Origin of the sequence: Nocardioides sp. Soil796, from assembly GCF_001429525.1 — a bacterium.
GTDB lineage: Bacteria > Actinomycetota > Actinomycetes > Propionibacteriales > Nocardioidaceae > Nocardioides.
Genome location: NZ_LMSQ01000017.1, coordinates 724,091 through 748,109, shown reverse-complemented (window position 1 = coordinate 748,109; position 24,019 = coordinate 724,091). Strand labels below are relative to the sequence as shown.

General features: G+C 69.3%; 25 protein-coding genes. 12 read left to right on the top strand and 13 right to left on the bottom strand.

Annotated features, from left to right (window positions below):
• Positions 1-35: 35 nt before the first annotated feature.
• Both ASH02_RS10605 and ASH02_RS10600 read right to left on the bottom strand, forming a co-directional pair.
• Positions 36-650 (bottom strand): helix-turn-helix domain-containing protein, encoded by a 615-nt coding sequence (locus ASH02_RS10605; protein ID WP_056890965.1) that lies wholly within the window; start codon positions 648-650, stop codon positions 36-38.
• 4 nt (positions 651-654) lie between these two features.
• Positions 655-1,086: a VOC family protein gene (locus ASH02_RS10600; RefSeq protein ID WP_056890964.1), complete on the bottom strand. Its 432-nt coding sequence runs from the start codon at positions 1,084-1,086 to the stop codon at positions 655-657.
• A 152-nt stretch (positions 1,087-1,238) separates the two neighbouring features.
• Here ASH02_RS10600 and ASH02_RS10595 point away from each other — a divergent pair, with 152 nt between their 5' ends.
• Complete coding sequence (locus ASH02_RS10595) at positions 1,239-2,186, top strand: acyl-ACP desaturase (RefSeq protein WP_056890963.1); 948 nt, start codon at positions 1,239-1,241, stop codon at positions 2,184-2,186.
• Positions 2,187-2,210: 24 nt separating this feature from the next.
• Here ASH02_RS10595 and ASH02_RS10590 read toward each other — a convergent pair whose 3' ends face one another.
• Complete coding sequence (locus ASH02_RS10590; RefSeq protein ID WP_235530051.1) at positions 2,211-2,588, bottom strand: winged helix-turn-helix transcriptional regulator; 378 nt, start codon at positions 2,586-2,588, stop codon at positions 2,211-2,213.
• Between the two features lie 96 nt (positions 2,589-2,684).
• Here ASH02_RS10590 and ASH02_RS10585 point away from each other — a divergent pair, with 96 nt between their 5' ends.
• A complete protein-coding gene (locus ASH02_RS10585) occupies positions 2,685-3,551 on the top strand; it encodes an SDR family oxidoreductase (protein WP_056677338.1) in 867 nt (288 codons plus the stop codon).
• Between the two features lie 33 nt (positions 3,552-3,584).
• Here the strand turns inward: ASH02_RS10585 and ASH02_RS10580 are convergent, their stop codons facing one another.
• Positions 3,585-4,679: a potassium channel family protein gene (locus ASH02_RS10580; RefSeq protein ID WP_056679267.1), complete on the bottom strand. Its 1,095-nt coding sequence runs from the start codon at positions 4,677-4,679 to the stop codon at positions 3,585-3,587.
• Positions 4,680-4,770: 91 nt separating this feature from the next.
• Positions 4,771-5,865 carry a YihY/virulence factor BrkB family protein gene (locus tag ASH02_RS10575; protein ID WP_235530050.1) on the bottom strand — a complete coding sequence of 365 codons (1,095 nt, stop codon included), beginning with the start codon at positions 5,863-5,865 and terminating at the stop codon, positions 4,771-4,773.
• A 17-nt stretch (positions 5,866-5,882) separates the two neighbouring features.
• Between ASH02_RS10575 and ASH02_RS10570 the strand changes: the two genes are divergently transcribed.
• The 3 genes from ASH02_RS10570 to ASH02_RS10560 all read left to right on the top strand — a co-directional run bounded on the left by ASH02_RS10570 (position 5,883) and on the right by ASH02_RS10560 (position 8,351).
• Positions 5,883-7,517, top strand: coding sequence for an acyl-CoA dehydrogenase family protein (locus ASH02_RS10570; RefSeq protein WP_056890962.1), 1,635 nt, complete (start codon positions 5,883-5,885; stop codon positions 7,515-7,517).
• The gene (locus ASH02_RS10565) at positions 7,514-7,906 is read left to right on the top strand and encodes a hypothetical protein (RefSeq protein WP_056677334.1); all 393 of its coding nucleotides are present in this window, start codon (positions 7,514-7,516) and stop codon (positions 7,904-7,906) included. Before ASH02_RS10570 ends, ASH02_RS10565 begins: the two co-directional genes overlap by 4 nt.
• Positions 7,907-8,000: 94 nt before the next feature.
• On the top strand, positions 8,001-8,351 hold the full coding sequence (locus tag ASH02_RS10560) for a YciI family protein (RefSeq protein ID WP_057294714.1): 351 nt from the start codon (positions 8,001-8,003) through the stop codon (positions 8,349-8,351).
• A 90-nt stretch (positions 8,352-8,441) separates the two neighbouring features.
• Here ASH02_RS10560 and ASH02_RS10555 read toward each other — a convergent pair whose 3' ends face one another.
• Positions 8,442-9,851, bottom strand: coding sequence for a cation:dicarboxylate symporter family transporter (locus tag ASH02_RS10555; protein WP_056890959.1), 1,410 nt, complete (start codon positions 9,849-9,851; stop codon positions 8,442-8,444).
• Positions 9,852-10,019: 168 nt separating this feature from the next.
• Here ASH02_RS10555 and ASH02_RS10550 point away from each other — a divergent pair, with 168 nt between their 5' ends.
• From ASH02_RS10550 to ASH02_RS10540, 3 genes are all read left to right on the top strand, one after another.
• The gene (locus ASH02_RS10550; RefSeq protein WP_057294713.1) at positions 10,020-10,583 is read left to right on the top strand and encodes a hypothetical protein; all 564 of its coding nucleotides are present in this window, start codon (positions 10,020-10,022) and stop codon (positions 10,581-10,583) included.
• Positions 10,584-10,674: 91 nt separating this feature from the next.
• Entirely contained in the window at positions 10,675-12,267 is a 1,593-nt protein-coding gene (locus ASH02_RS10545) for a sensor histidine kinase (protein WP_057294712.1), read from the top strand.
• Positions 12,264-12,944, top strand: coding sequence for a response regulator (locus ASH02_RS10540; protein WP_056890956.1), 681 nt, complete (start codon positions 12,264-12,266; stop codon positions 12,942-12,944). Before ASH02_RS10545 ends, ASH02_RS10540 begins: the two co-directional genes overlap by 4 nt.
• A 14-nt stretch (positions 12,945-12,958) precedes the next feature.
• On the opposite strand, the gene ASH02_RS10535 is transcribed toward ASH02_RS10540, so the two are convergent.
• Positions 12,959-14,401, bottom strand: coding sequence for a glycine hydroxymethyltransferase (locus ASH02_RS10535; protein WP_056677313.1), 1,443 nt, complete (start codon positions 14,399-14,401; stop codon positions 12,959-12,961).
• A 422-nt stretch (positions 14,402-14,823) separates the two neighbouring features.
• Between ASH02_RS10535 and ASH02_RS10530 the strand changes: the two genes are divergently transcribed.
• From ASH02_RS10530 to ASH02_RS10520, 3 genes are all read left to right on the top strand, one after another.
• On the top strand, positions 14,824-16,527 hold the full coding sequence (locus tag ASH02_RS10530; RefSeq protein WP_056677310.1) for a nitrite/sulfite reductase: 1,704 nt from the start codon (positions 14,824-14,826) through the stop codon (positions 16,525-16,527).
• A gap of 173 nt (positions 16,528-16,700) precedes the next feature.
• Positions 16,701-17,447 carry a phosphoadenylyl-sulfate reductase gene (locus ASH02_RS10525; RefSeq protein WP_056677308.1) on the top strand — a complete coding sequence of 249 codons (747 nt, stop codon included), beginning with the start codon at positions 16,701-16,703 and terminating at the stop codon, positions 17,445-17,447.
• Positions 17,448-17,525: 78 nt separating this feature from the next.
• Positions 17,526-18,269 carry a sirohydrochlorin chelatase gene (locus ASH02_RS10520; protein ID WP_056677305.1) on the top strand — a complete coding sequence of 248 codons (744 nt, stop codon included), beginning with the start codon at positions 17,526-17,528 and terminating at the stop codon, positions 18,267-18,269.
• A 98-nt stretch (positions 18,270-18,367) separates the two neighbouring features.
• On the opposite strand, the gene ASH02_RS10515 is transcribed toward ASH02_RS10520, so the two are convergent.
• The 4 genes from ASH02_RS10515 to ASH02_RS10500 form a co-directional block, all read right to left on the bottom strand.
• Complete coding sequence (locus ASH02_RS10515; RefSeq protein ID WP_056891439.1) at positions 18,368-18,748, bottom strand: DUF3037 domain-containing protein; 381 nt, start codon at positions 18,746-18,748, stop codon at positions 18,368-18,370.
• Complete coding sequence (locus ASH02_RS10510) at positions 18,745-19,509, bottom strand: HipA family kinase (protein ID WP_056890954.1); 765 nt, start codon at positions 19,507-19,509, stop codon at positions 18,745-18,747. Before ASH02_RS10510 ends, ASH02_RS10515 begins: the two co-directional genes overlap by 4 nt.
• Positions 19,506-20,363, bottom strand: coding sequence for a PPK2 family polyphosphate kinase (locus ASH02_RS10505; protein WP_056890953.1), 858 nt, complete (start codon positions 20,361-20,363; stop codon positions 19,506-19,508). The genes ASH02_RS10510 and ASH02_RS10505 overlap by 4 nt, the downstream gene beginning before the upstream one ends.
• A 184-nt stretch (positions 20,364-20,547) precedes the next feature.
• On the bottom strand, positions 20,548-21,258 hold the full coding sequence (locus ASH02_RS10500; protein WP_057294711.1) for a GNAT family N-acetyltransferase: 711 nt from the start codon (positions 21,256-21,258) through the stop codon (positions 20,548-20,550).
• A 59-nt stretch (positions 21,259-21,317) separates the two neighbouring features.
• Here ASH02_RS10500 and ASH02_RS10495 point away from each other — a divergent pair, with 59 nt between their 5' ends.
• Positions 21,318-22,118, top strand: coding sequence for a C1 family peptidase (locus ASH02_RS10495; protein ID WP_082599445.1), 801 nt, complete (start codon positions 21,318-21,320; stop codon positions 22,116-22,118).
• A gap of 1 nt (position 22,119) precedes the next feature.
• Here the strand turns inward: ASH02_RS10495 and ASH02_RS10490 are convergent, their stop codons facing one another.
• Positions 22,120-22,962 carry a regulatory protein RecX gene (locus ASH02_RS10490; protein ID WP_082620851.1) on the bottom strand — a complete coding sequence of 281 codons (843 nt, stop codon included), beginning with the start codon at positions 22,960-22,962 and terminating at the stop codon, positions 22,120-22,122.
• A complete protein-coding gene (gene recA, locus ASH02_RS10485) occupies positions 22,962-23,996 on the bottom strand; it encodes a recombinase RecA (RefSeq protein ID WP_056677294.1) in 1,035 nt (344 codons plus the stop codon). The genes ASH02_RS10490 and recA overlap by 1 nt, the downstream gene beginning before the upstream one ends.
• Positions 23,997-24,019: the final 23 nt, after the last annotated feature.

Sequence of the window (24,019 nt, the reverse complement as noted above, 5' to 3'; positions counted from 1 at the left end):
CGTAGTCGCCATTCGAAAGCGTTGTCCTGAAGGGTTCAGGTGGACAGCAGGACGGACCGCACGAACTCCACAGGCGTCTTCGCGGAGTTCTCGTAGGAGTAGGGCCGATCGCTGCGCAACAGAGCCGACTCCCCCGCACGGATGACCACTCGCTGGTCGTCGACGAAGACAGTCAACTCGCCCTTGAGCACGTAGAACAGCTCCTGCGAACGCGCGGGGTCGGCGTGGCCGCGGTAGCTGTCCCCGGGCACCAGCCTCCAGCGCCACAGGTCGACCACTCGCTCGTCGGCGGACTCGAGCAGGTGCGCGGCACTGCCCGGCTCACCGGTCCACACCAGGACGTGCGCGTCGCCACCGTGCACCGTGATCGGCTGCTCGGGCTCGCGGGCAGCAACGAGGGCAGCGAAGTCAGTGTCGAGCTGACGCGCGATCCGAGTCACCGTCACGAGGCTGGGGTTCGCCTGACCCAGCTCGATCTGGGTCATCAGCCGGCGACTGATCCCGGATCGCTCGGCGAGCTGCTGGACCGTCATCGACTTCCCGGCGCGCAGCTCCCGGACCCTGCCGCCGAGTCGACCCAGCAGGTCGTCGTCGAGCGCTCCGTGATCGGTGAGGTGTGCGGCATCGGTCGCACCCCCGGAGTGCTCCATGCGTCTACTCCGCGAACAGCTGGTCGATGTCGCGGAACGCCTTGAACTCCAGCGCGTTTCCGGACGGGTCGAGGAAGAACATCGTCCACTGCTCTCCGGGCTCCCCCTCGAACCGCACGTAGGGCTCGATGACGAAGTCGGTGCCCGCTGCTGTGAGTCGGTCAGCCAGCTCGCGGAACGCGTCGACAGCCAGGACCAGCCCGAAGTGCGGGACGGGCACCTGATGGCCGTCGACAAGATTGGTGCCGGCCACGGCGTTCACGTGCTCGTCGACCTGGTGCGTGACGACCTGGTGGCCGGCCACGTTCCAGTCGGTCCATCGCTCGGCCGAGCGCCCTCGATCGAAGCCGAGCACCTCCCCGTAGAAGCGACGAGCCGCGTCGATGTCGTGGACCGGGAGCGCGAGATGGAAGGGTGGAAGCGTCGTGGAAGTCATGTGCGCACGATACTGCTCACCTGTGACACTTTCAATGCGCATCTAGCTCCTAGGTGCTCCCCGGCTCCCTGCCCGCTCCGGCCTGCGAGTCCCCGCACGACATCGCCCCGGGGCCTCTGGTCACCGAACCACGGTGGGTGTAGGCATGGTTCATGGCTGCTCTCGAAAGTGCCCACCTGCTCGCAGAACTCGAATCGACGGTCGAGGACAACCTCAACCGACACCTGGCCACGGCAGACGAGTGGATGCCGCACGAGTACGTGCCCTGGAGCCTCGGCCGCGACTTCGCCGACCTCGGTGGCGAGCCGTGGGAGCTCGCGCAGTCACGACTGTCCCCCATCGCTCGTACGGCGCTCGAGGTCAACCTGCTGACCGAGGACAACCTGCCGAGCTACCACCGCGAGATCGACCGGGCCTTCGGTCGCGAGAGCGCCTGGGGCACCTGGGTCAACCGCTGGACCGCCGAGGAGGGTCGCCACGCCTTCTGCATCCGCGACTACCTCCTCGTCACTCGCGGTGTCGATCCGGTCGAGCTCGAGCGGGCCCGGATGGAGACCATGGAGGTCGGCTACGACTCCGTCGACAAGCCGTTGCTCAACGTCTGCGCCTACGTGTCCTTCCAGGAGCTCGCAACCCGGGTCTCGCACCGCAACACCGGGCGCTACACCGAGGAGCCGGTCGCCGAGAAGCTGCTCTCCCGGGTCGCCAAGGACGAGAACCTGCACATGATCTTCTACCGCAACATCGTCACCGCGGCCCTCCAGCTCACGCCGAGCCAGACGATGCGCGCGATCACCGAGGAGGTCGTCGGCTTCCAGATGCCCGGCAACATCATCCCCGGCTTCTCGCGCAAGGCGGTGGCGATGGCCAAGGCAGGGATCTACGACCTGCGGATCCACCACGACGACATCGTCACTCCGCTGCTGCGACAGTGGGGCGTCTGGGATCTCGAGGGCCTCGACGCCGACGGGGAGAAGGCGCGCGAGGAGCTCGCGGCCGCGGTCGCCGCCCTGGACGCCGAGGCGGCCAGGTTCGTGGAGCGCCGAGCCGAGGCAGCCGCCAAGAAGGCAGCCCGTACGTCGGCACCGCAGGTCACCTGATCGCGCAGTGCCCGGGCCTCGTGCTCAGGTCCGCGCAGAGATGATCCGGTCGGCGTTGGTGCCGACCCAGCGCATCAGGGGCAGCAGGTGCCCGTGGACCTCCCGGCCGGCCTCGGTCAGGTTGTACTCGACATGTGGGGGCACGACCGGCTGCGCGACCCGGCGGACCAGCCCGTCGGCCTCCAGGGTCTTCAGCGTCTGGGCGAGCATCTTCTCGCTGATCCCCTCGATGCAACGGCGCAGCTCGCTCCAGCGCAGGGTGTCGGTGCCCAGCGACAGGAGCACCAGCACGCCCCACTTGCTCGTGACGTGATCGAGGAGGGTGCGGCTCGGACACTGGGCCTGGAAGACTCCGCCCTCCAGGCCCGGGATGTCCCTCAACGGCGACTCGCTAACTTTCACGTCAGTACCTTACTCCAAAGTGCGTACTGTGGATTGGGAAGTATGGCGACCGGTCGCTCGTTCCAGTCGGTGAAAGCATCCACCGAAAGGAACCCCATGTCCTACATCGTCATCGGCGCCACGGGCCAGCTCGGCACACTCACCGTCGACGCGCTGCTCGACCGCGGCGCCGCGCCGCACGACATCGTTGCCGCCGGACGCAATGCCGACAGGCTCGCCGCCCTCGCGGCCCGGGGTGTCCACACCCGGTCGATCGACCTCAGCGATCCCGCGAGCCTGGCCGACCTGTTCTCCCGCGACGACACCGTGCTGCTGATCTCGGGCAACGAGCTGGGCCAGCGCGTCGTACAGCACGGCAACGTGATCGACGCCGCCAAGGCAGCGGGCGTCAAGCGCCTCGTCTACACGAGCGCGCCGAAGGCCGACGACACGGCGCTCGTCCTGGCCCCGGAGCACAAGGCCACCGAGGAGCTCATCGCCGCCTCCGGACTGCCGGCCACCATCCTGCGCAACGGTTGGTACACCGAGAACTACCTCCAGGCCGCCGAGCAGGCCCGCCAGACCGGCGTACTCCTCACCAGCGCCGGCGAGGGCCGCATCTCCAGCGCCAGCCGCAGCGACTACGCCGAGGCGGCCGCGGTGGTCCTGCTCGACGACAGCACGGCCGGCCGGACCTTCGAGCTGTCGGGTGACACCTCGTGGGACCAGCAGGAGCTGGCAGACGCGATCGGGCAGGCGACCGGTCGCGAGGTCGCCCTCCAGTCGGTCACGCCCGACGAGCACCAGCGGCTGCTGGTCGCCGCCGGCCTCGACGAGGGCACGGCCGGATTCGTGGTCGCCCTCGACGGCAACACCCGCGACGGGCTGCTCGGGGTCACGAACGGCGAGCTGAGCGCGCTGATCGGCCACCCGACCACGCCCCTGGTCGACGGACTGCGTGCGGGCGTCGCCGCGACGGTCTGAGACCGGCCGGCGAGGACGACTCAGCCTCGAGGCTCAGTCGTCCTCGTCGGCGGTGTCCTCGTCGTGGGTGCCGGGACGCGGCGCCCACGGCTGCTCCTTGGCCGGGCGTACGACGATCAGCCGGTCGCCGCGCGCCAGCTGGGTCACCACCGGGTCGAAGTAGCGGTAGACCTGCTCGTCGCGGACCACCGCGATGACCTGGTCGGGAAGCGACTGCGGCTGCTTGCCGACCTCCTTGACCAGGAGGTCGCGCTCGGCGACCTCGAGGCCGGCGCCGTAGGTCATCAGGTCCTCCATGACCTCCCCCAGCGTCGGCGACATGGACGAGAGGCCCAGCAGGCGACCCACGGCCTCGCTGGAGGTGACCACCGCGTCGGCACCACTCTGGCGGACCAGGGGCACGTTGTCCTGCTCGCGGACCGCGGCCACGATGTAGGCGTCGGGGTTGATCTGGCGCACGGTGAGGGTCGCCATCATCGTGTTGGCGTCGTGGTCGGTCGTGATGATCACCTGGCTGGCCCGGCCCACACCGGCGCGACGCAGCACGTCACGGCGGGTGGCATCGCCGGCGAGCACGGCCAGGCCGTCGGCGTTGGCCTCGTCGCGTGCGCTCGACCTGGGGTCGACCACCACGATCGTCTCGGGGTCCCTGCCGTTCTGGACCAACGTGTTGGCGGCACTGCGGCCCTTGGTGCCGTAACCGATGACGACGACGTGATCCTGCATCTTCTTCCTCCACCGGGCAACCCGGAACATCTCTCGGCCCTGGGCAGCGAGCACCTCGAGCGTCGTACCGATCAAGAGCACCAGGAACGCGATGCGTGCCGGCGTGATCACGAAGGCGTTCACCAGTCGTGCTGACGTCTCCACTGGCGTGATGTCGCCGTACCCGGTCGTGCTCAGTGTGACGGTCGTGTAGTAGATCGCATCGACCAGGTCCACGGCGCCCGTCGGGTCGTTGGCGTCGCGGTATCCCTTGCGGTCGAGCCACACCAGGAGCACGGTGCCGGCCAGGATCCCGAAGGCCAGCAGGAGACGCCGGCCCAGCTCCCACCACGGGGAGCGGGCACGGGCCGGGAGCGCGACGCCCTGGAGCACTCGTTGGACCGTCTGCTCGTCGTGCTGCATCACCACACCCCGCTCGAGGGCGCGGCAGCCACCCCGGGGACGCCGTCGAATCGTGTGGACACGGGCGTCAGTGTGACACGGCTCGGAGGCCTCATTGCGGCGGCGTGCCCTCCACGGGGCGCTCGACAAGGCGCTTCGCCTGGCGTTCGGGCGTGGCCTTCGCCGGGCGTTCGTCCTTGGGCTTCGCCGGCGCCTCCTGGTCGGGCTTCGCCGGGCGCTCGTCCTTGGGCGAGGTGTAGCGCTCAGTGAGGCGCGACGGGAGCACGGCATTGATCCGCTTCATCAGCTCGGTGCGGGCCCGCTGCGTGGAGTTCTGTGGGAAGACCGCGTCACACGCCGCGTTCAGCGCGGCCCCGATCAGCACGGCGATCGAGACCAGGTAGAGCCACAGGAGTACGGCGATGGGCGCGGCGAGTGGTCCGTAGACGGACTTGGAGTCGGCGGCGGTCACAGTGAGGACCCAACGGAGCAGGTAGGAGCCGAAGACCCAGCTGACCAGGCTGAACGTGGCGCCCGGCAGGTTGTATCGCCAGGCCGTCCGCACCGGGACGGACACGTGGTAGAGGGTCGCGAGGAAGCAGATGCACAGCACGATCACGATCGGCCAGTAGAGATCGGCCAGGAAGCCCAGGCGCTCGGGCAGCCAGTGACCGACCAACTGCGGCCCGGCCACCACGAGTGGGATCGTGATCACGCCGGTGACCAGTCCGAGCACGTAGAGGCCGAACGAGAGCGCCCGGGTCTTGACGATCCCGCGGTGCCCGCCGAGTCCGTGCATGATCGTGATGGTGTCGACGAAGACGTTCAACGCCCGGGAGCCCGACCACAGGGCCAGGATGAATCCGATCGAGATGACGTCGAAGCGTCCGCCCGCCAGCACGTCGTCGAAGGTCTTGACGATGATGTTGTTGACCGCACTGTCGGTCAGGGCCCGGCTGGAGAGATCGATCACCGCCTGCCGCACGTCTTCGACCTGTGCGTCGGTGAAGTTCTCCCCCACGTAGCCGATCGAGCCGGCCAGCGCGAAGATCAGCGGCGGCATGGAAAGGACGGCGAAGAACGCGGCCTCGGCGGCCAGTCCGGTCACGCGATAGCGCATGCAGGTCGACACCGTCGTCACGACCAGTCGCCAGAACAGCCGGGCCAGGCGACGCGTGAGCCCGTCCTGCTTGATCGTGGCGGACATGGGCCTACGGTATCGACATGGGCACCGACATTCGCGCAACGACGAACCAGGCACCACCACTTTCCGGTCACAACGTGGTGGCGTCCGACACGGCACTCACCGACGCGGTCACCCGCCACGCGGACGCCTCGGTCGTCGGCGACCTGCTCGACCTCGGTGCCGAGGCCGGCTCCGAGGAGGCCCGGGAGCACGGCATGCTGGCCAACAGGTTCCACCCCGAGCTGACGCCGTACGACCGCTACGGCAACCGGATCGACGAAGTGGAGTTCCACCCGTCGTGGCACTGGCTGATGGAGCGCGCGGTCGGCCACGCCCTCGCCGCGGCGCCCTGGGAGTCCGATGCGGCCCACGCCCACGTACGCCGGGCCGCCGGCTTCTTCGCGTGGTCGCAGACCGAACCGGGCCACGGCTGCCCGATCTCGATGACCTACGCCTCCATCCCCGCCCTGCGCGCCGACGAGTCGATCGCCAAGGCGTGGTCGCCCCTGCTCGCCTCGACGACGTACGACCCCGGTGTCCGGGCCCCGTCGTCCAAGAAGGGCGCCCTGGCCGGCATGGGCATGACCGAGAAGCAGGGCGGCTCCGACGTCCGCGCCAACGTGACCGAGGCGCGGCCCACGTCGGTCGAGGGCGAGTACACCCTGCACGGCCACAAGTGGTTCACCTCGGCGCCGATGAACGACATGTTCCTGGTGCTCGCACAGACGGCCGGTGGCGTGACCTGCTTCGTCGTACCTCGGGTGCTGGAGGACGGCACCCGCAACCGACTCGACGTCGTGCGTCTCAAGGACAAGCTCGGCAACCGGTCGAATGCGTCGTCCGAGCTGGAGTTCAATGGCACGTGGGCCCAGCGGCTCGGCGACGAGGGCCGCGGGGTGCGCACGATCATCGAGATGGTGGCCGCCACCCGACTCGACTGCGTGATCGGATCGGCGTCGCTGATGCGCCGCTCGCTGGCAGAGGCCGCCTGGCACGTGTCGCACCGGTCGGCCTTCGGCTCCCTGCTCGTCGACAAACCGCTCATGCAGAACGTCATCGCCGATCTCGCCGTGGAGTCGGAGGCCGCAACAGCACTGGCGATTCGTCTCGCCGCGGCCGTCGACCGGCCCCACGACCCGCACGAGGCGGCACTGCGTCGCATCGCGTTGCCCCTGGCGAAGTTCTGGGTCTGCAAGCGGACTCCGTTCATGGTGGCCGAGGCGCTCGAGTGCCTGGGCGGCAACGGGTACGTCGAGGAGTCGGGCATGCCACTGCTGTTCCGCGAGTCGCCGCTGAACTCGATCTGGGAGGGCTCGGGCAACGTCAACGCGCTCGACGTCCTGCGTGCCCTGGCGAAGGAACCCGAAGCGCTCAACGCGTGGATCACCGAGGTGGGGCTGGCCCACGGCGCCGACCCGCGCCTCGACGCAGCGGTGGCCAACACCCTTTCCCTGCTGGGAGATTCGGGTTCGCTCGAGGTCTCCGCCCGGCGCCTGGCCGGCCAGATGGCCGCCTGCCTTCAGGGATCGCTGCTGGTGCGCTTCGCTCCTCCGGAGGTCGCCGATGCGTTCTGCGCGTCGCGCCTCGGCACGACGTACAACGGCACGTTCGGCACGCTGCCCGGTGGCGACCTGCGCGCCATCGTCGACCGCACGACGCCCACGCTCCCTTGAGCCTGTCGACCGAGGCACACCTCGCCATTGCCGGAGCAGGGCTCGCCGTCGGCATCGGCGGTGTGCTCCTCGCCCGACGCGCGCCCCGGCACGTCGGCCCGGTGCTGCTCCACTTCCTCGGCTTCGGCACCTTCGCCGGCGCCAGCCTCAATGCGATGGACAGTGCACGCCTCAGTGATCGGGCCCAGGGTCTGTGGCTCTACGGCTTCGTGGCCGTGGTCGCGTGGGCCGTCCTCTTCCTGGCACGGCACTCGGAGCCGAATCGCGGAACCCGGGCCGCGGTCCTGGCGATCGCGGCGTTGATGACGGTCTCCTTCGCCTGCCTGCTGCTCTGGGACTTCGACCTCGGCCGCTGGCTGCCGAACCGCGTCGGCATCGGCTCCGACTGAAACTCCCCGGAGTGGCCTGTCGATTTCCAAGGTCGTCGTCCGTCAGGGTGATGAGGTCGCCACCGCGGCCCGCACCCACTCGGAAGGAAACACCATGAGCCGCTACCTGATCCTGCTGCCCGCTCCCGAGGCGGAGTGGGCCAACCTGCCGCCCGAGGTGCACGAGAAGGGCATGGCCTCGCACGGCCAGTTCCACATGGACCTGGCCGAGGGCGGCCACACCTTGGTGCTCGGCCATCCCCTCGAGCCCTCTGCCCAGGCCACCTCGATGCGCCCCGACGGCGCGGGTGGCGCGTTGGTCACCGCCGGACCGTTCACCGAGTCGGCGGAGCAGATCGTGGGCTTCTACCTTGTCGAGACCGACGACGAGGCCGGCCTGCGCAAGGCGTGCGAGGAGTTCTCGGCCCGGGGCGAGCTGATCGAGTTCCGCAAGCTGGCCGAGTGAGTCCACGACCGACGGCCTGACGCACCGACGGGCTCGACGCCCGGGGTCTCCCCCGAGCGTCGAGCCCGTCCGCGTAATCGCCCGTCCTGGCTAGACGTCGGCGGTCTCGCGGCGTACGGCGGGCACCTGGACGTCCGAGGCCTGCTCGGCGGGCGCCTGCGGCTCCGCGGTCTCGTGGTCGTCGACCATCGTGGTCTCGTCGAACGGCTCCTGGCCGGCCAGCACCCGGTCCATCCGCGCCCTGTCGAGGCCCCCGGTCCATGAGCCGACGAGCACCGTGGCCACGGCGTTGCCGGCGAAGTTCGTGACCGCGCGGGCCTCGGACATGAACCGGTCGATGCCGACGATCAGGCCGACTCCGTCGAGCAGCTCCGGCCGGTGCGAGCTGAGCCCGCCGGCCAGGGTGGCCATGCCGGCACCCGTGACGCCGGCCGCGCCCTTCGAGGCGATCATCATGAACAGAAGCAACGAGACCTGCTCGCCGATCGACAGCGGGTCCCCCAGCGCGCTGGCGATGAAGAGAGACGCCATCGTCAGGTAGATCGCCGTGCCGTCGAGGTTGAACGAGTAGCCGGTCGGTACGACGACGCCGACGGTCGGCTTGTCGACACCGGCATGCTCCATCTTGGCGATGAGCCGCGGCAGGGCGGACTCCGACGAGGAGGTCGACACGATCAGGAGGAACTCCCGGGCCAGGTAGCGCAGCAGGGAGAAGATGTTGATGCCGGTGGTGACCTTGAGCAGCGTGCCGAGCACGACGAAGACGAAGAGCGCGCAGGTGACGTAGAAGCCGATCATCAGGACGGCCAGGCTCTTGAGGGCGCCCGCGCCGGTCTCGCCGACGACTGCGGCGATGGCACCGAAGGCACCGATGGGAGCCGCCCACATGATCATCGAGAGGACCCGGAAGACCAAGCGCTGCAGGTGACCGACCCCGCGGAGCACCGGCTCACCGCTCCGGCCCATGGCCTGGAGGGCGAAGCCGACCAGGAGCGCGATGAGCAGGGTCTGGAGCACCTCGCCGGAGGTCAGCGACGACAGCATCGAGTCGGGGATGATCCCGACCAGGAAGTCGGTGGTGCTGCCGTGCGCGCCCGCCGCCTGCTCCTGACCGGCGCCGGCGCTGCTGGCGTCGAGGTGGAGGCCGGATCCCGGGTGGAGGACGTTGCCGACCAGCATCCCGATGCCCAGCGCGACCGTGGACATCACGGTGAAGTACGCGAGCGCCAGTCCGCCGACCTTGCCGACCTTGGCGGCGCTGCGCACCGAACCGACGCCGAGGACGATCGTGCAGAAGATCACGGGCTGGATCATCATCTTGATCAGGCCGACGAAGGCGGTGCCGAGCGGCTTGAACTCCACCGCGAGATCGGGCGCGACCATGCCCACGGTGATCCCGAGGCCGACCGCGGCGATCACCGCCAGGTAGAGGTAGTGCGTCCGGTCCTTGCGCCGGGAGACGCCGGGCGGCGTCCCCTGGTTCTCGGTGATGGTGCTCATGTGTCCTCCAGAGTGGGTCCGGGTCGATTTCCCCGTGCAGCCATGCTCTGCGGTCCTGTGACGCCCGTCACTGTTGTGTTCGTTGAGTTCACTGCTTGACTTTTTCGTCAGTGTCCCTGACTATTTTTAGTCAGGGACACTGACCATTTTGCGAAAGGAGGACCTGCCATGCGCCGCTTCCGGGTCACCCTGACGGCTCTCGTCATCGCCGTCGTCCTGGTCACGTGCGCTGACTACGCAACCTTCGCCACCACCGGCAGAAGCCTGGTCCTCGGCAAGGTCAACACGGCGGACCGACAGACCGTGGTCGCCCGAACCACGACGGGCCCGGTGCTGCGGCTCACCACCAGGACCCGCAGCAGCGCTCCGATGATCGTCAACGGCACTGGCCGAGTGACCAACCTCAATGCGGATCGGATCGACGGCAAGGACGCCTCGGCCTTCGCGCCCTCCTGGTCGACGCCTGTCGCCGGCGCCCACGTCACCGGAACACTCACCCCGAGCCTCCAGCACGCATTCGGGATCCCGGCAGTGACGTGGTGGGCATCGAACGGCTGGTACCTCGTGACCCTCTCCCAGCCCTTCGACCGCACGAGATTCGTGCCCGTGGTGGCCCACTCGTGCGGCAACCTGACGACGAGCTTCACCAGCATCAACGACAAGCTGGCGGTCCAGTTCGGTGGCGGTGTCCCCTGCGACAACTTCAACGTCCTCGTCTTCAAGCTGCCCTGACCCACGCGCACGTGTCCGCGCGCCCGGCGGAGAACCTCGAACAGGCCTGTTCCGGACTGCCGATCAGCAGAGAGTGCGGCACAATGCGCCCATGCCCAGCATTCGCGGCCTCCGGGAAGGTTCGGTCGCACGTCAGATGCTGCAACTGCAGGTGCTGGTCGTCCTGGCCCTGGTGGTCGCGGCGGTTGCCCTGGCGGCGTACGACGCCAGGCGTGACGTGCGCGCCGACGCCGCCGACCGTGCCGTCGCCGTGGCCCGGACCGTTGCCGACTCCCCCACCACCTTGAGCGCCCTGGCGTCGACGGACCCGTCCGTCCGGCTCCAGCCGTACGCTGAACGCGTGCGGGTCGACACCGGCGTCGACTTCGTCGTCGTGATGGACCTCGACCGCACCCGGTTCACCCATCCCAAGCCGGATCGGATCGGCAAGCCGTTCGTGGGTGACCTCGGCGATGCGCCCGAGGGCGGCACGTTCACGCAGGAGTACAGAGGAACGCTCGGGCCTTCGGTCCGCTCGGTGGTCCCGGTCTTCGCCGGCAACCAGGTCGTGGCCCTGGTCTCGGTCGGCATCACCGTCGACCGCGTCGACGACCAGCTGCGCCAGGACCTCCTGCTTGTCGGCATCTGCGCGGCCGTCGTACTCGGCGTGGGAGTGCTCGGCGCCTGGCTGGTCAGCCGACGACTCCGGAGGCAGACCCACGGCATGGGCGAGCGGGAGATGGCCCGGATGTACGAGTACTACAGCGCGGTGCTGCACGCCGTCCGCGAGGGACTCCTGTTGCTGGACAGCGAGGGCATCGTGCAGCTCGCCAACGACGAGGCCCGGCGGCTGCTCAGTCTCCCCGAGGACGTGGTGGGCCGGTCGGTCCACGAGCTGGGTCTCCCTCCCGGCCTCGTGGCCGCCGCGGTCGGAGACACCGCCCAGTCCGACGACATCTACGTCGCCGGCGACCACGTGCTCGTCGTCAGCTCCGCGCCGGCCACCTGGGCCGATCGCGACGTGGGTGCCGTGGTGACCCTGCGCGACCACACCGACCTGCAGGCCGTCACGGGTGAGCTCGACGTGGTGCGCGGGTTGACCGACACCCTGCGAGCACAGACCCACGAGGCGTCGAACCGCCTGCACACCGTGGTCTCCCTGATCGAGATGGGGCGACCCGCGGAGGCGGTCGACTTCGCCACCGAGGAGCTCCAGCTCGCCCAGATGCTCACCGACCGGGTGGTCAGCGCCGTGGGCGAGCCGGTCGTCGCGGCGCTGCTGCTGGGCAAGACCTCCGAGGCGGCCGAGCGCGGCATCAGTCTGTCGGTCGACGGGGAGGTGCCGCCAGGGGCGGTCGACGTACCCGCCCGGGACCTGGTCACGATCCTGGGCAACCTGATCGACAACGCCCTCGACGCCGTGGCCGGCCGGGACGCGCGTCGCGTCGCGGTGACGGTCGGCGGATCGGGTGCCCAGCTCAAGATCATCGTCGAGGACAGCGGTCCCGGCCTCAGCGACGACGACGCGCGCCACGTCCTCGAAAGGGGCTGGACCACGAAGGCCACCTCGGACGCCGAAGGCGGGCATGGCGTCGGTCTTGCCCTGGTCGGCCAGGCTGCCCGCCGGCACGGGGGCAGCGTCGAGATCGGCCCGTCGTCCCTGGGCGGGGCGGCGTTCGTCGTCACCCTGGGAGGCACGTCATGACAGTCCGGGTCCTCATCGTCGAGGACGAGGCCCTGGCCGCCGAGGCACACAGTGAGTACCTCGACCGCATCGACGGGTTCGAGGTCGCCGGGGTGGCCCGCTCAGCCGGCGAGGCGATGCGCCACCTCGCGGGTGACCGACACGTCGACCTGATCCTGCTCGACATGCACCTGCCCGACGGCCACGGCCTGGGACTGCTCCAACGGCTCAGGGCAGCGGGCCACCTGTGCGACGTGATTGCGGTGACCTCGGCGCGCGACGCGGACGTCGTACGCCACGCGGTGGCACAGGGCGTGGTCCTCTACCTGCTCAAGCCGTTCACCTTCGCCACGTTCCGCGGCAAGCTCGAGCAGTACGCCACCTATCGCAGCCAGTTCACCGGCGGCAGCGACGAGGTGGCCCAGGACCAGGTCGACCAGATGCTCGGGACGCTGCGCACCACAGGCTCGTCGGCCGCCCTCCCCAAGGGCATGAGCGCGGAGTCGCTGCAGCACGTGACCGACGCCCTCCGCGGATCAGGCACGGCCATGTCGGCCAGCGAGGTGGCCGCGGCGACCGGCTCCTCGCGGGTCACCGCCCGCCGCTACCTCGAGCACCTGGCCGACACCGGACTGGTCGACCGGGCCCCGCGGTACGGCGGCAGCGGTCGCCCCGAGGTCGAGTACCGCTGGCGCTGATCCGGGCCGCTGGGTCAGGCCAGGTCGAGGCCGGGGTAGAGCGGGTGCTTGTCGAGCATCTCGGCCGAGGCTGCCTTGGTGCGGTCGGCCACGCCGTCGGCGAGCTGGTACGTCGCCTTCGACGGCGCCCCGGCCTTGTTCGTGCCGGCCTCGGTGTTGGTGAGCACGTCGACGACCAGCTCGGCCACCTTGTCGAACTCGTCGTGGCCGAAGCCGCGCGTGGTGAGCGCCGGCGTACCGAAGCGGATGCCGGTGGTGTACCAGGCGCCGTTGGGGTCGTTGGGCACCGAGTTGCGGTTGGTCACCACGCCGGCGTCGAGCAGGGCCGACTCGGCCTGACGGCCGGTGAGGCCGTACTTCGCCACGTCGAGCAGCACGATGTGGTTGTCGGTGCCGTCGGTGACGAGCTTGGCGTCGCGGGTCATGAACCCCTCGGCCAGCGACTTGGCGTTGTCGGCGATGTTCTGGGCGTACGTCGCGAACTCGGGCCGACGCGCCTCGGCCAGGGCGACGGCCTTGGCCGCCATCACGTGCGAGAGCGGACCGCCGAGGACCATCGGGCAACCGCGGTCGACCGAGGAGGCGTACTCCTCCTGCGCGAGCACGAGGCCACCGCGCGGGCCGCGCAGCGACTTGTGCGTCGTCGTGGTCGTGATGTGCGCGTAGGGCACCGGGTTCTCCTCGCCGGTGAACACCTTGCCGGCGACCAGACCGGCGAAGTGGGCCATGTCGACCATGAGAGTCGCGCCGACCTCGTCGGCGATCTCGCGCATCTTGGCGAAGTTCACCCGGCGCGGGTACGCCGAGTAGCCGGCGACCAGCACCAGCGGCTTGAACTCCTTGGCCTTCGCGCGCACGACGTCGTAGTCGAGCAGCCCGGTCTCCGGGTCGGTGCCGTACTGCTGCTGGTGGAACATCTTGCCGCTGATGTTGGGCCGGAAGCCGTGGGTGAGGTGGCCACCCGAGTCGAGGGACATGCCGAGCAGGCGCTGGTTGCCGAACTCGTGGCGCAGCGACTCCCAGTCAGCCTCGGACAGGTCGTTGACTCCCTTGACGCCGTACTTCTCCAGCGCCGGGGACTCGATGCGGTGCGCCAGGATCGACCAGAACGCGACCAGGTTGGCGTCGATGCCGGAGTGCGGTTGCACATAGGCGTACGGCGCCCCGAACAGCTCGCGTGCATGCTCGGCAGCCAGGGACTCGACCGTGTCGACGTTCTGGCAGGCCGCGTAGAACCGGTGACCGACGGTGCCCTCGGCGTACTTGTCGCTGAACCAGGTGCCCATGGTGAGCAGCACGGCTGGCGACGCGTAGTTCTCGCTGGCGATCAACTTGAGCGAGGAACGCTGGTCGGCCAGCTCCTGGCGGGTGGCCTCCGCGATGCGCGGCTCCACGGAGGCGATCACCTCGAGGGCCTGCTTGTAGGCGGAACTGGTCGTGGCAGACAGGTCGGTCATGGGGCACACACTAGTGACTCCCCGGGAACACCCCATCCCCGGCCGGCGCCGGACAACGTGACCTGCCCCACGTCGCCGTGCGGCCGGAGGCGGAAATGCCGTTGAACCGTCCCATTATCTGGACCTCGGGTCCACACCATGAGATTCACGGTTGTGGGAAGGCCGTCCGCAGGGTGAGACTCCTACCCATGATCAGCGCTGAGACGTCCAAGCACCTCGTGGCCCGCCGCCACGTGGACTTCGGGCGCATCAGCAGCATGATGTGTTGGCCGTCCTGACCCTCCCGCCGCCCAGCCACCACTGAGCAGCGGGCGCCCAGACAGACAAGTCCACGGGCGCCGGTCGAAGGCCAACCCGACGTTTCAATGTCGCAGCGTCGGAGCCTCGCATCGCGCGTCAAGATTTAGCGCCGAAGGAATCCGATGAACGACGCTCCCGCAGCACGCACGCCCCGCCCCCGCCCCAAGCGCGGAGAAGGCCAGTGGGCCCTCGGCTACCTCGAGCCGCTGAACAAGAACGAGCAGTCCAAGAAGGACGACAACCCGCTCAACGTCGAGGCACGCATCCGGAACATCTACTCCAAGCGCGGCTTCGAGTCGATCGACCCGGCCGACCTGCGCGGCCGCTTCCGCTGGATGGGCCTCTACACGCAGCGCGCCCCGGGCCTGGACGGCGGCAAGACCGCCGCGCTCGAAGAGGAAGAGCTCGACGACAAGTTCTTCATGATGCGTGTGCGCAGCGACGGCAACCTGCTCTCCGCGGAGGCGCTGCGGGTGCTGGGCGGCATCTCCACCGACTTCGCCCGCAACACCGCCGACGTCACCGACCGCCAGAACATCCAGTACCACTGGATCGACATCAAGAGCGTCCCCGAGATCTGGGAGCGCCTCTCCACGGTCGGCCTGGACACCCTCGAGGCGTGCGGCGACTGCCCGCGCGGGTTCCTCGGCTCCCCCGTCGCCGGCGTCGCCAAGGACGAGATCATCGACGGCACGCCAGCACTGGCCGAGATCCGTCGCCGCTACATCGGCAACCCGGAGTACTCCAACCTGCCGCGCAAGTTCAAGACCTCCATCTCCGGCCACCCCACGCTCGATGCGGCGCCGGAGATCAACGACGTCTCGTTCGTCGGTGTCGACCACCCCGAGCACGGCCCCGGCTTCGACCTCTGGGTCGGCGGCGGCCTGTCCACCAACCCGATGCTGGCCAAGAAGCTCGGCGTGTGGATCCCGCTCGACGAGGTGGCCGATGCCTGGGAGGGCGTCGTCTCGATCTTCCGCGACTACGGCTACCGCCGACTGCGCTCGAAGGCCCGACTGAAGTTCCTGGTCGCCGACTGGGGCGTGGAGAAGTTCCGCGAGGTCCTCGAGAACGAGTACCTCGAGCGCAAGCTCGTCGACGGCACCTCACCCGAGTTCGCCACCGCGAACGGCGACCACATCGGCATCCACGAGCAGAAGGACGGCAAGTTCTACGTGGGCATCACGCCCACCGTCGGCCGGATCGACGGCACCGTGCTGACCCGCCTGGGTGAGCTCGTCGAGAAGTACGGCGCGGCAGGTGCCCGGCTCACGGCGTACCAGAAGATCGTGGTGATCGGCGTCGACGGCGACAAGGTCGAGGCCTTCGCCGACGAGCTCGAGACCATCGGCCTCTCGGCGCGGCCCTCACACTGGCGCCGCTCGACGATGGCCTGCACCGGCATCGAGTTCTGCAAGCTGGCGATCGTCGACACCAAGCAACGCTCGATCGACCTGGTCGCCGAGCTCGAGCGTCGCTTCCCCGGCCTGGACACCCCGATCTCGATCAACGTCAACGGCTGCCCGAACGCCTGCGCCCGCACCCAGATCGCCGACATCGGCCTCAAGGGACAGCTCGTCCTGGACGAGGACGGCAACCAGGTCGAGGGCTTCCAGGTGCACCTCGGTGGTGGCATCGGCCTGATCAACGCGCTCGGCAAGAAGCTCCGTGCCCACAAGGTCACCTCCAAGGGTCTCGACGACTACGTCACCAACGTGGTCAGCGCCTACCTCGCCCAGCGCGAGGAGGGTGAGCTGTTCGCCCACTGGGTGCAGCGCGCTGACGACGAGGTGCTGCGCGGCGAGAAGGCACTCGAGGCAGTCTGATGAATGCGAACGCCCGTGTCTGAGCGAGCACAGCCCTTCCACTGCCCCTACTGCGGGGACGAGAACCTGTGGCCCCACGAGGGCGAGCAGGTCGGTTGGGAATGCCGCTCATGCCTTCGGGCCTTCACCGTCAAGATGCTCGGAATGATCCGACCCACCCCAGGAGGTGGCGCATGACTGCAGCAACAACGACGGCGGCCGCTGCCTACCGCGGCTCGCACACCGCCGACCGCTCCCCCGAGGAGCTGCGCGAGATCGTGTCCCACGTCGGAGCCGAGCTCGAGCTGGCCCCCGCCGAGGACATCATCGAATGGGCCGTGGCCACGTTCGGCTCGAAGTTCTGCGTGACCTCGTCCATGGGGGACGCCGTACTCGCCCACCTGGCCGCCAAGGTCGCCCCGGGCGTGGACGTCGTGTTCCTCGACACCGGCTACCACTTCGTCGAGACCATCGGCACCCGCGACGCCGTCGAGGCGACGATGGACGTCAACCTGGTCACGATCAAGCCGGACATCACGGTTGCCGAGCAGGACGCTCAGTACGGCTTGGACCTCTACAAGACCGACCCCGACCGGTGCTGCGCGATCCGCAAGGTCAAGCCCCTCGCGGACTCACTCGCGCACTACGACGCCTGGGCGACCGGGCTGCGCCGCGCGGAGACCCACAACCGCGTGATCGCGCCGGTCATCGGCTGGGACGCCAAGAAGGGCAAGGTCAAGGTCTCCCCCATCGCCCGTTGGAGTGACGAGCAGGTCGAGCAGTACATCGCCGAGAACGGCGTACTGGTCAACCCTCTGGTCTACGACGGCTACCCCTCTATCGGCTGCTGGCCGTGCACCGCACGCGTCGCACCCGGCGAGGACCCACGCTCCGGCCGCTGGGCCGGTCAGAACAAGACCGAATGCGGGATCCACTCGTAGACGGTCAGCTCGACACCACTTAGTTCCACAGACGACAACGGCGTCGTTCACCAACGCTCGTGAAGGGAGGCAGTTCTCATGACTGCTCCTGCTCTGATTGCCCTTGCTCACGGAAGCCGCGACCCCCGCTCGGCCGAGACGATCACCGCCCTGGTCAACGAGGTCCGAGCGATGCGCCCCGACCTGCGCATCGAGACGGCGTTCCTCGAGCTCGCCAAGCCGTCCTTCGCCACCGCCGTGAACAAGCTGGTCCGGGCCGGGTACGACGAGATCGTCGTCGTACCGCTCCTTCTCAGCGACGCCTTCCATGCCAAGGTCGACGTGCCGTCCGCCGTGGCCGAGCAGGTTGCCCGCCACGAGGGCCTGCAGATCCGTGCGACCGAGATCCTCGGTCTCGAGACCGCCTTCCTCGAGATCCTCGACATCCGGCTCCGCGAGGCACTCAAGGTGGCCCGGGTCCGCGAGCTCGACGCACTGGTGCTGGCCGCCGCCGGTTCCAGCGACCCACTGGCCAACCAGGCAGTCGGTCGACTGGCCCGACTCTGGGGCACCCACCACAAGCTGCCCGTCAAGGCCGCGTTCGCCTCGGCCACGCCGCCGGCGACCGGTGAGGCCGTGCGCGCCTTCCGGGCCGAGGGACGCCGGCACATCGCCGTCGCCTCGTTCTTCCTGGCACCGGGCTTCCTGCCCGACCGGGCCGCCGAGCTGGCGATCGAGGCCGGCGCGGTCGCCGTCTCCGACCCGCTCGGTGCGCACCCGACCCTGGCCCGCACGATCCTGGCGCGGTACGCCGTCGGCGCCGTCGAGCTGGTCCCCGTCTGATCGACCTGTCGCCAGTTTCTGGAACTGGCGACAGGTCACTTGCAACTGGCGACAGGTCGATCGAAACTCACGACGGGTCGGCACGAACTGGCGACGGGTCAGCCGACGAGCTGGGTGACCAGGCGTTCGAGCTGACGGGCGGGGTCCGCGGTGATGCCGCCGTGCACCGGCCCCGGCTGGATCACCGTGCTGCGTGGTGCCTTGAGGAACCCGAACCGGGTGCCGATCGGCTTCTGGCCCGCCGCACCCACGCGGGGGTCGCCCGCGCACACGCCCTCGACGAAGGCGAGCGAGGCGCACACCCGGTCGAGGTCGAGCCCGGGATGCACCGCGAGCAGTCGGTCGGCGTCCACGCGCCACGCGACGTCGAGGAAGTCGGTGGCCTGGCAGTAGACCACCACCCCGACGTTGACGAACTCCTCGCGCTCCACGCGCGGGACGCACCGCAGGACGACGTACTGGTAGGCGAGCGCGCTCACGACGTCGCCCCGGGGAGCCACTGCCGGGTGGTCAGGCGTGCGGTCAGGAACCGGACGTACGCCGACCGCACGGCCGCCGGGTCTTCCGCGCCGGGCACCGGGTCGAGCCAGGCGTCGGGCACGTCGGCGACCACCTCGGCGAGCACCGACTCGTCGAGGACGTTGCTGATCTCGATGTCCGCCTTCGCGAGGTCACCTGCACGCTCGAGCAGGACATGGTCGGAGGGGTCCCACGGCTGCGCCGCGAACCGGGCCGGGTCCGTGACGCCACCGCCCCAGGCATGGTGGAAGTACAACGCGGCCCCATGGTCGATCACCCAGAGCTCGCCGTGCCAGACCAGGAGGTTGGGGTTGCGCCAGCTGCGGTCGACGTTGGCGGTGAAGGCGTCGAGCCAGACGATCTTCGCGGCCAGGGCCGGATCGGTCTCGGCCTGTCCGTCGTACCCGAAGGAGCCGGGCAGGAAGTCGACGCCGAGGTTGAGCCCGATGCTGGCGTTGAGGAGGTCCTGGACCTCCTCGTCGGCCTCGTAGCGGGCGATGTCGCCGGTCAGGTCGAGTGCGACGAGGCGCGGGGTGGCCAGGCCGATGCGTCGGGCCAGCTCACCGACGATGACCTCGGCGACCAGGACGCGAAGGCCCTGTCCGGCGCCGCGGAACTTGCAGACGTAGGTGCCCAGGTCGCCGGCCTCGACGACTCCGGGGAGTGAGCCGCCCTCGCGCAGCGGCGTGACATAGCGGGTGACGGGGACTGTCTCGATCACGTCAGCGGGGCTTCGTCCTCGAGGCGGGCCTTCTGCTCCTCGATGTCGAAGTCGGCGGCGGGCCAGGCCAGGTCGAGTCCCTGCAACGCCTCCACCAGCAGTCGCGCGACGGCAAGGTTGCGGTACCACTTGCGGTCGGCCGGGACGACGTGCCACGGAGCCGTCTCGGTGTTGGTGCGCTCGATCGCGGCCTCGTAGGCCTGCTGGTACGCCGGCCACTGGGCGCGTTCGTCGATGTCACCCGGGTTGAACTTCCAGTACTTCGTCGGGTCGTCGAGCCTGGCCAGCAGGCGTTCCTTCTGCTCGTCGGCGGAGATGTGCAGCATGCACTTGACGAGCGTGACGCCGTCGTCGACCAGCTCCTGCTCGAAGGCGTTGATCGCGTCGTAGCGCTTCTCGATCTCCGCAGGCTTGACCAGCTCGCGGACCCGGCCGATCAGCACGTCCTCGTAGTGGGAGCGGTCGAAGACCCCGATGTAGCCCGGAGACGGGACCGCGTTGCGGATCCGCCAGAGGAAGTCGTGCTCGAGCTCCTCCTCGGTGGGCGCCTTGAACGAGGTGATCCGGACCCCCTGCGGGTCGGCCAGGCCGACGGCGTGGCGCAGCACACCGCCCTTGCCGGAGGTGTCCATGCCCTGCAGCACCAGCAGGATCCGCCGCTTGCTGTCGGTGGTGCGCTCGGCGAACAACTGCTCCTGGAGCTCGGCCAGCTCCGGGCCGAGCTCCGCGAGTGCGGCCTCGCCGGCCGCCTTGTCGTCGTCGAACCCGGGCTTGCCGTGCGGGTCGATGTCACCCAGGTCGACGGCACCCGCAGGCACCCGGAGGAGGTCGTGGAAGGACTCGGTCGTGGCCATGGGGAAGAGACTAACGAGTCGCTGGCGCCGTGGGTCCGAGGTCCTGTGATGGTTGTCGGGCTCCGGGTGCGTGCATCGCAAGGCGGAGGAGCGAAGGCGGCCACCAGGCCGTCGAGTCTCTGACAACGCAGCGAGGTGCGTGCCCGGGGTGCGCCAAGCGCACAACGACTTCGGACCCACGGCGCTAGCCCAGGACCCGCCGTACGTCGAGGGTGCATCCGACCACCGTGGCACTGGACCCGTCGGACTGCGGCTCGTCGAACCAGGTGCCCTGGGTGAAGCCGACCTTCTCCAGGACGCGCAGCGAAGCAATGTTGCGGTGGTCGGGCGCCGCGAAGAAGGTTGCCGCGTCGGGGAACCGGTGCCGGGTGCGCAGCAGCCATGCCCAGAGCATCCGCGATCCGAGGCCCTTGCCGACCCAGGCCTCCTCGCCGATCGCGTAGTCCACGCCGATCGCCTCCGGATCGGGGGTGAGCAGCGCGAAGTCGGGATAGTCGGAGAGACGGTAGTCCTGCACGAAGCCGACCGAGCGGCCGTTGGCCTCGACCACCCACATCCGGGTGGGAGTGGTGCCGTCGATGTGCGGGCCATACTTTTCGGTCACGGTCGCAAGATCCGGCGAACCGTCGTCGGACCACCAGCGGTTCACGTGGTCCGCGGCGCGCCAGCGGGCCACGTCGGGAAGGTCTCCGCGGGTCATCGACCGCAGCCCCACCCGGAGGTCGGGATCGACGACGAAACGCTTGTCGGTGCCGGAGAGGTCCAGTGCCGCCGGCTCTCCGCTCATCGTGGCCGCCAGCCGTTTCGCCGCGGCCGACCACGACTCGTCACCTCGGATCACGCCGGCCAGGTCACGGCCGCCATACTGCACGACGACGTGCACGGTCTCGGGCATGCCCCGAGGCTAGGCCATCAGTCGGTATCAGGCCGAGCGTGGCCGTCCTCCTCTGCGGTATGACCACCAACCCCGACACCGATCACTTCGTCTGCAACGTGCTGCCCTCGACCGGCACGACCGCGGACTGGAACTTCGACGACTCCCGCGACGCCGGAGCCCTCGGCGCCCCCGCCGCCCTGCCCGCCAGCGTCGACCTTCGTGAGTCCTGGTGGGGCATCCACGACCAGGAGTCAACAGGGTCCTGCGTCGGATGGGCCACCGCCGACGGCGTCGCCCGCTGGCACCTCGTCAAGGCCAGGAAGGCCACCAAGACGCTGCAGCTCTCGGCACGGCACGTGTGGATGGCCTCCAAGGAGACCGACGAGTTCACGACACGGCCGCAGAGCTTCATCGAGGAGGCCGGTACGTCGCTCAAGGCCGCCCTGGACGTGGCCCGCAAGCAGGGTGTGGCCCGCGAGAAGGACCTGCCCTTCCACCTCGGCGCGACGATGTTCCCCGGACGCGAGAACGTCTTCTACGCCAGCTGCGCCCGCCGCAAGATCTCGGCGTACTACAACCTGCGGCTGAACCTGACCCACTGGAAGACCTGGCTGGCCGAGCAGGGACCGATCCTGGCCGCCTTCCTGGTCGACGAGTCGTGGGACAACGCCACCGCCACGAACGGCAAGGTGGACACGTTCAAGCCGAACACCGTGCGCGGCGGCCACGCGATCGCGATCGTGGGCTACCGCAGCGACGGCCGCTTCATCGCCCGCAACAGCTGGGGCACCTCGTGGGGTGACGACGGCTTCGCCTACCTCAAGCCGGCCTACATTCGTGCGGCCTTCTACGACGAGGCGTACGGGGTCTCGATCTGACTCACCAGTCGCGGGGAGTTTCACCGACCGGGTCGTCATCGTCGACGTCGACCTGGTCGGCGGCGGCGAGCTCGTCGCGGACGACGGAGAACGCCATGCCCGGCGGGTAGCCCTTGCGGGCCAGCATGCCGACCAGCCGCCGGGTCGCCTTGACCCGGTCGAGGCCCTGCATGGTGCGCAGTTTCTTGCGGACCAGGCGCCGGGCCGCGTCGTCCTCGTCGTCGGGGTCGATCTCGTCGAGGGCCTCACGGGCGACGAGGTCGTCGATGCCCTTGCGGCGCAGCTCCTGGGCCAGTGCACGACGGGCCAACCCCTTGCCTGGCTGGCGCGAGGCGATCCAGGAGCGGGCGAAGGCCTCGTCGTCGATCAGGCCGACCTCTTCGAACCGGTCGAGGAGCGCGCCGGCGATCTCGTCGGGGACGTTCTTCTTCGCCAGACGGTCGGCGAGCTCCTTGCGGCTGCGAGCCTGCCCGGTGAGCTGGTCGAGCAGGATCTTGCGGGCCACCGCCTCGTGGTCTGCCTCGTCGCCCGACCCGTCGTCATCGGGGGCCAGTCCACTCGCGGTCTGCTCCTGGCCGTTCGACTGCCCGGCACGGCGGGACCGCTTGGTGCCCCGCGGCCGCCCCGCACCTCGGTGCCGTTCCGTGCCGCCGGGCGGTTCCGCGTCCGGGGACGCGGTGATCTCGCCGGCGGCCACGGCGCGCAGCCACGCCTCGACCCCGTCGCCCACGTCACCCTGCCAGGCGGGCTGCTCCTGGCGATCCGGCTCGAGAGCCCGCTCGCCCTCGGGCGCCACCGCCCACTCGGGCGGCGGCCCCGCGCTCGAAGGGCCGGGACCGACCATCAGAAGTCGATGTTGGTCGGCTCCGCAACGGGCTCGTCGACCTTCGGACCGACACCCAGCGTCTCGAGGATCTTCTTCTCCAGCTCGTTGGCCAGGTCGGGGTTGTCCTTGAGGAAGGTGCGGGCGTTCTCCTTGCCCTGGCCGAGCTGGTCGCCCTCGTAGGTGTACCAAGCGCCGGCCTTGCGGACCAGGCCGGCCTCGACGCCGACGTCGATCAGGCCACCCTCGCGGCTGATGCCCTTGCCGTACATGATGTCGAACTCTGCCTGCTTGAACGGCGGGGCGACCTTGTTCTTGACGACCTTGACGCGGGTGCGGTTTCCGACCATGTCGGTGCCGTCCTTGAGCGTCTCGATGCGGCGTACGTCGAGGCGCACGGAGGAGTAGAACTTCAGCGCCCGGCCACCGGTGGTGGTCTCTGGCGAGCCGAACATGACGCCGATCTTCTCGCGGAGCTGGTTGATGAAGATCGCGGTCGTGTTGGAGTTGTTCAACGCACCGGTCATCTTGCGCAGCGCCTGGCTCATGAGGCGGGCCTGGAGGCCGACGTGGCTGTCGCCCATCTCGCCCTCGATCTCGGCCCGCGGCACGAGCGCGGCCACCGAGTCGATCACGATCAGGTCGAGCGCGCCGGAACGGATCAGCATGTCGGCGATCTCGAGCGCCTGCTCACCGGAGTCGGGCTGGGAGACCAGCAGCGCGTCGGTGTCGACGCCGAGGTTCTTGGCGTATTCGGGGTCGAGCGCGTGCTCTGCGTCGATGAACGCCACGATGCCGCCACCCGCCTGGGCGCTGGCCACCGCGTGCAGGGCGACCGTGGTCTTACCGGAGGACTCGGGGCCGTAGATCTCGACGACCCGGCCGCGTGGGAGGCCACCGAGGCCCAGCGCGACGTCGAGCGCGATCGACCCGGTCGGGATGACTTCGAGGGGTGCGCGGGTCTCGTCGCCGAGGCGCATCACCGAGCCCTTGCCGAAGCTCTTCTCAATGTTGGCGAGTGCTGCGTCGAGCGCCTTGTCGCGGTCTCCAGCCATGATGGTCCGTCCTTGTCGAGTCT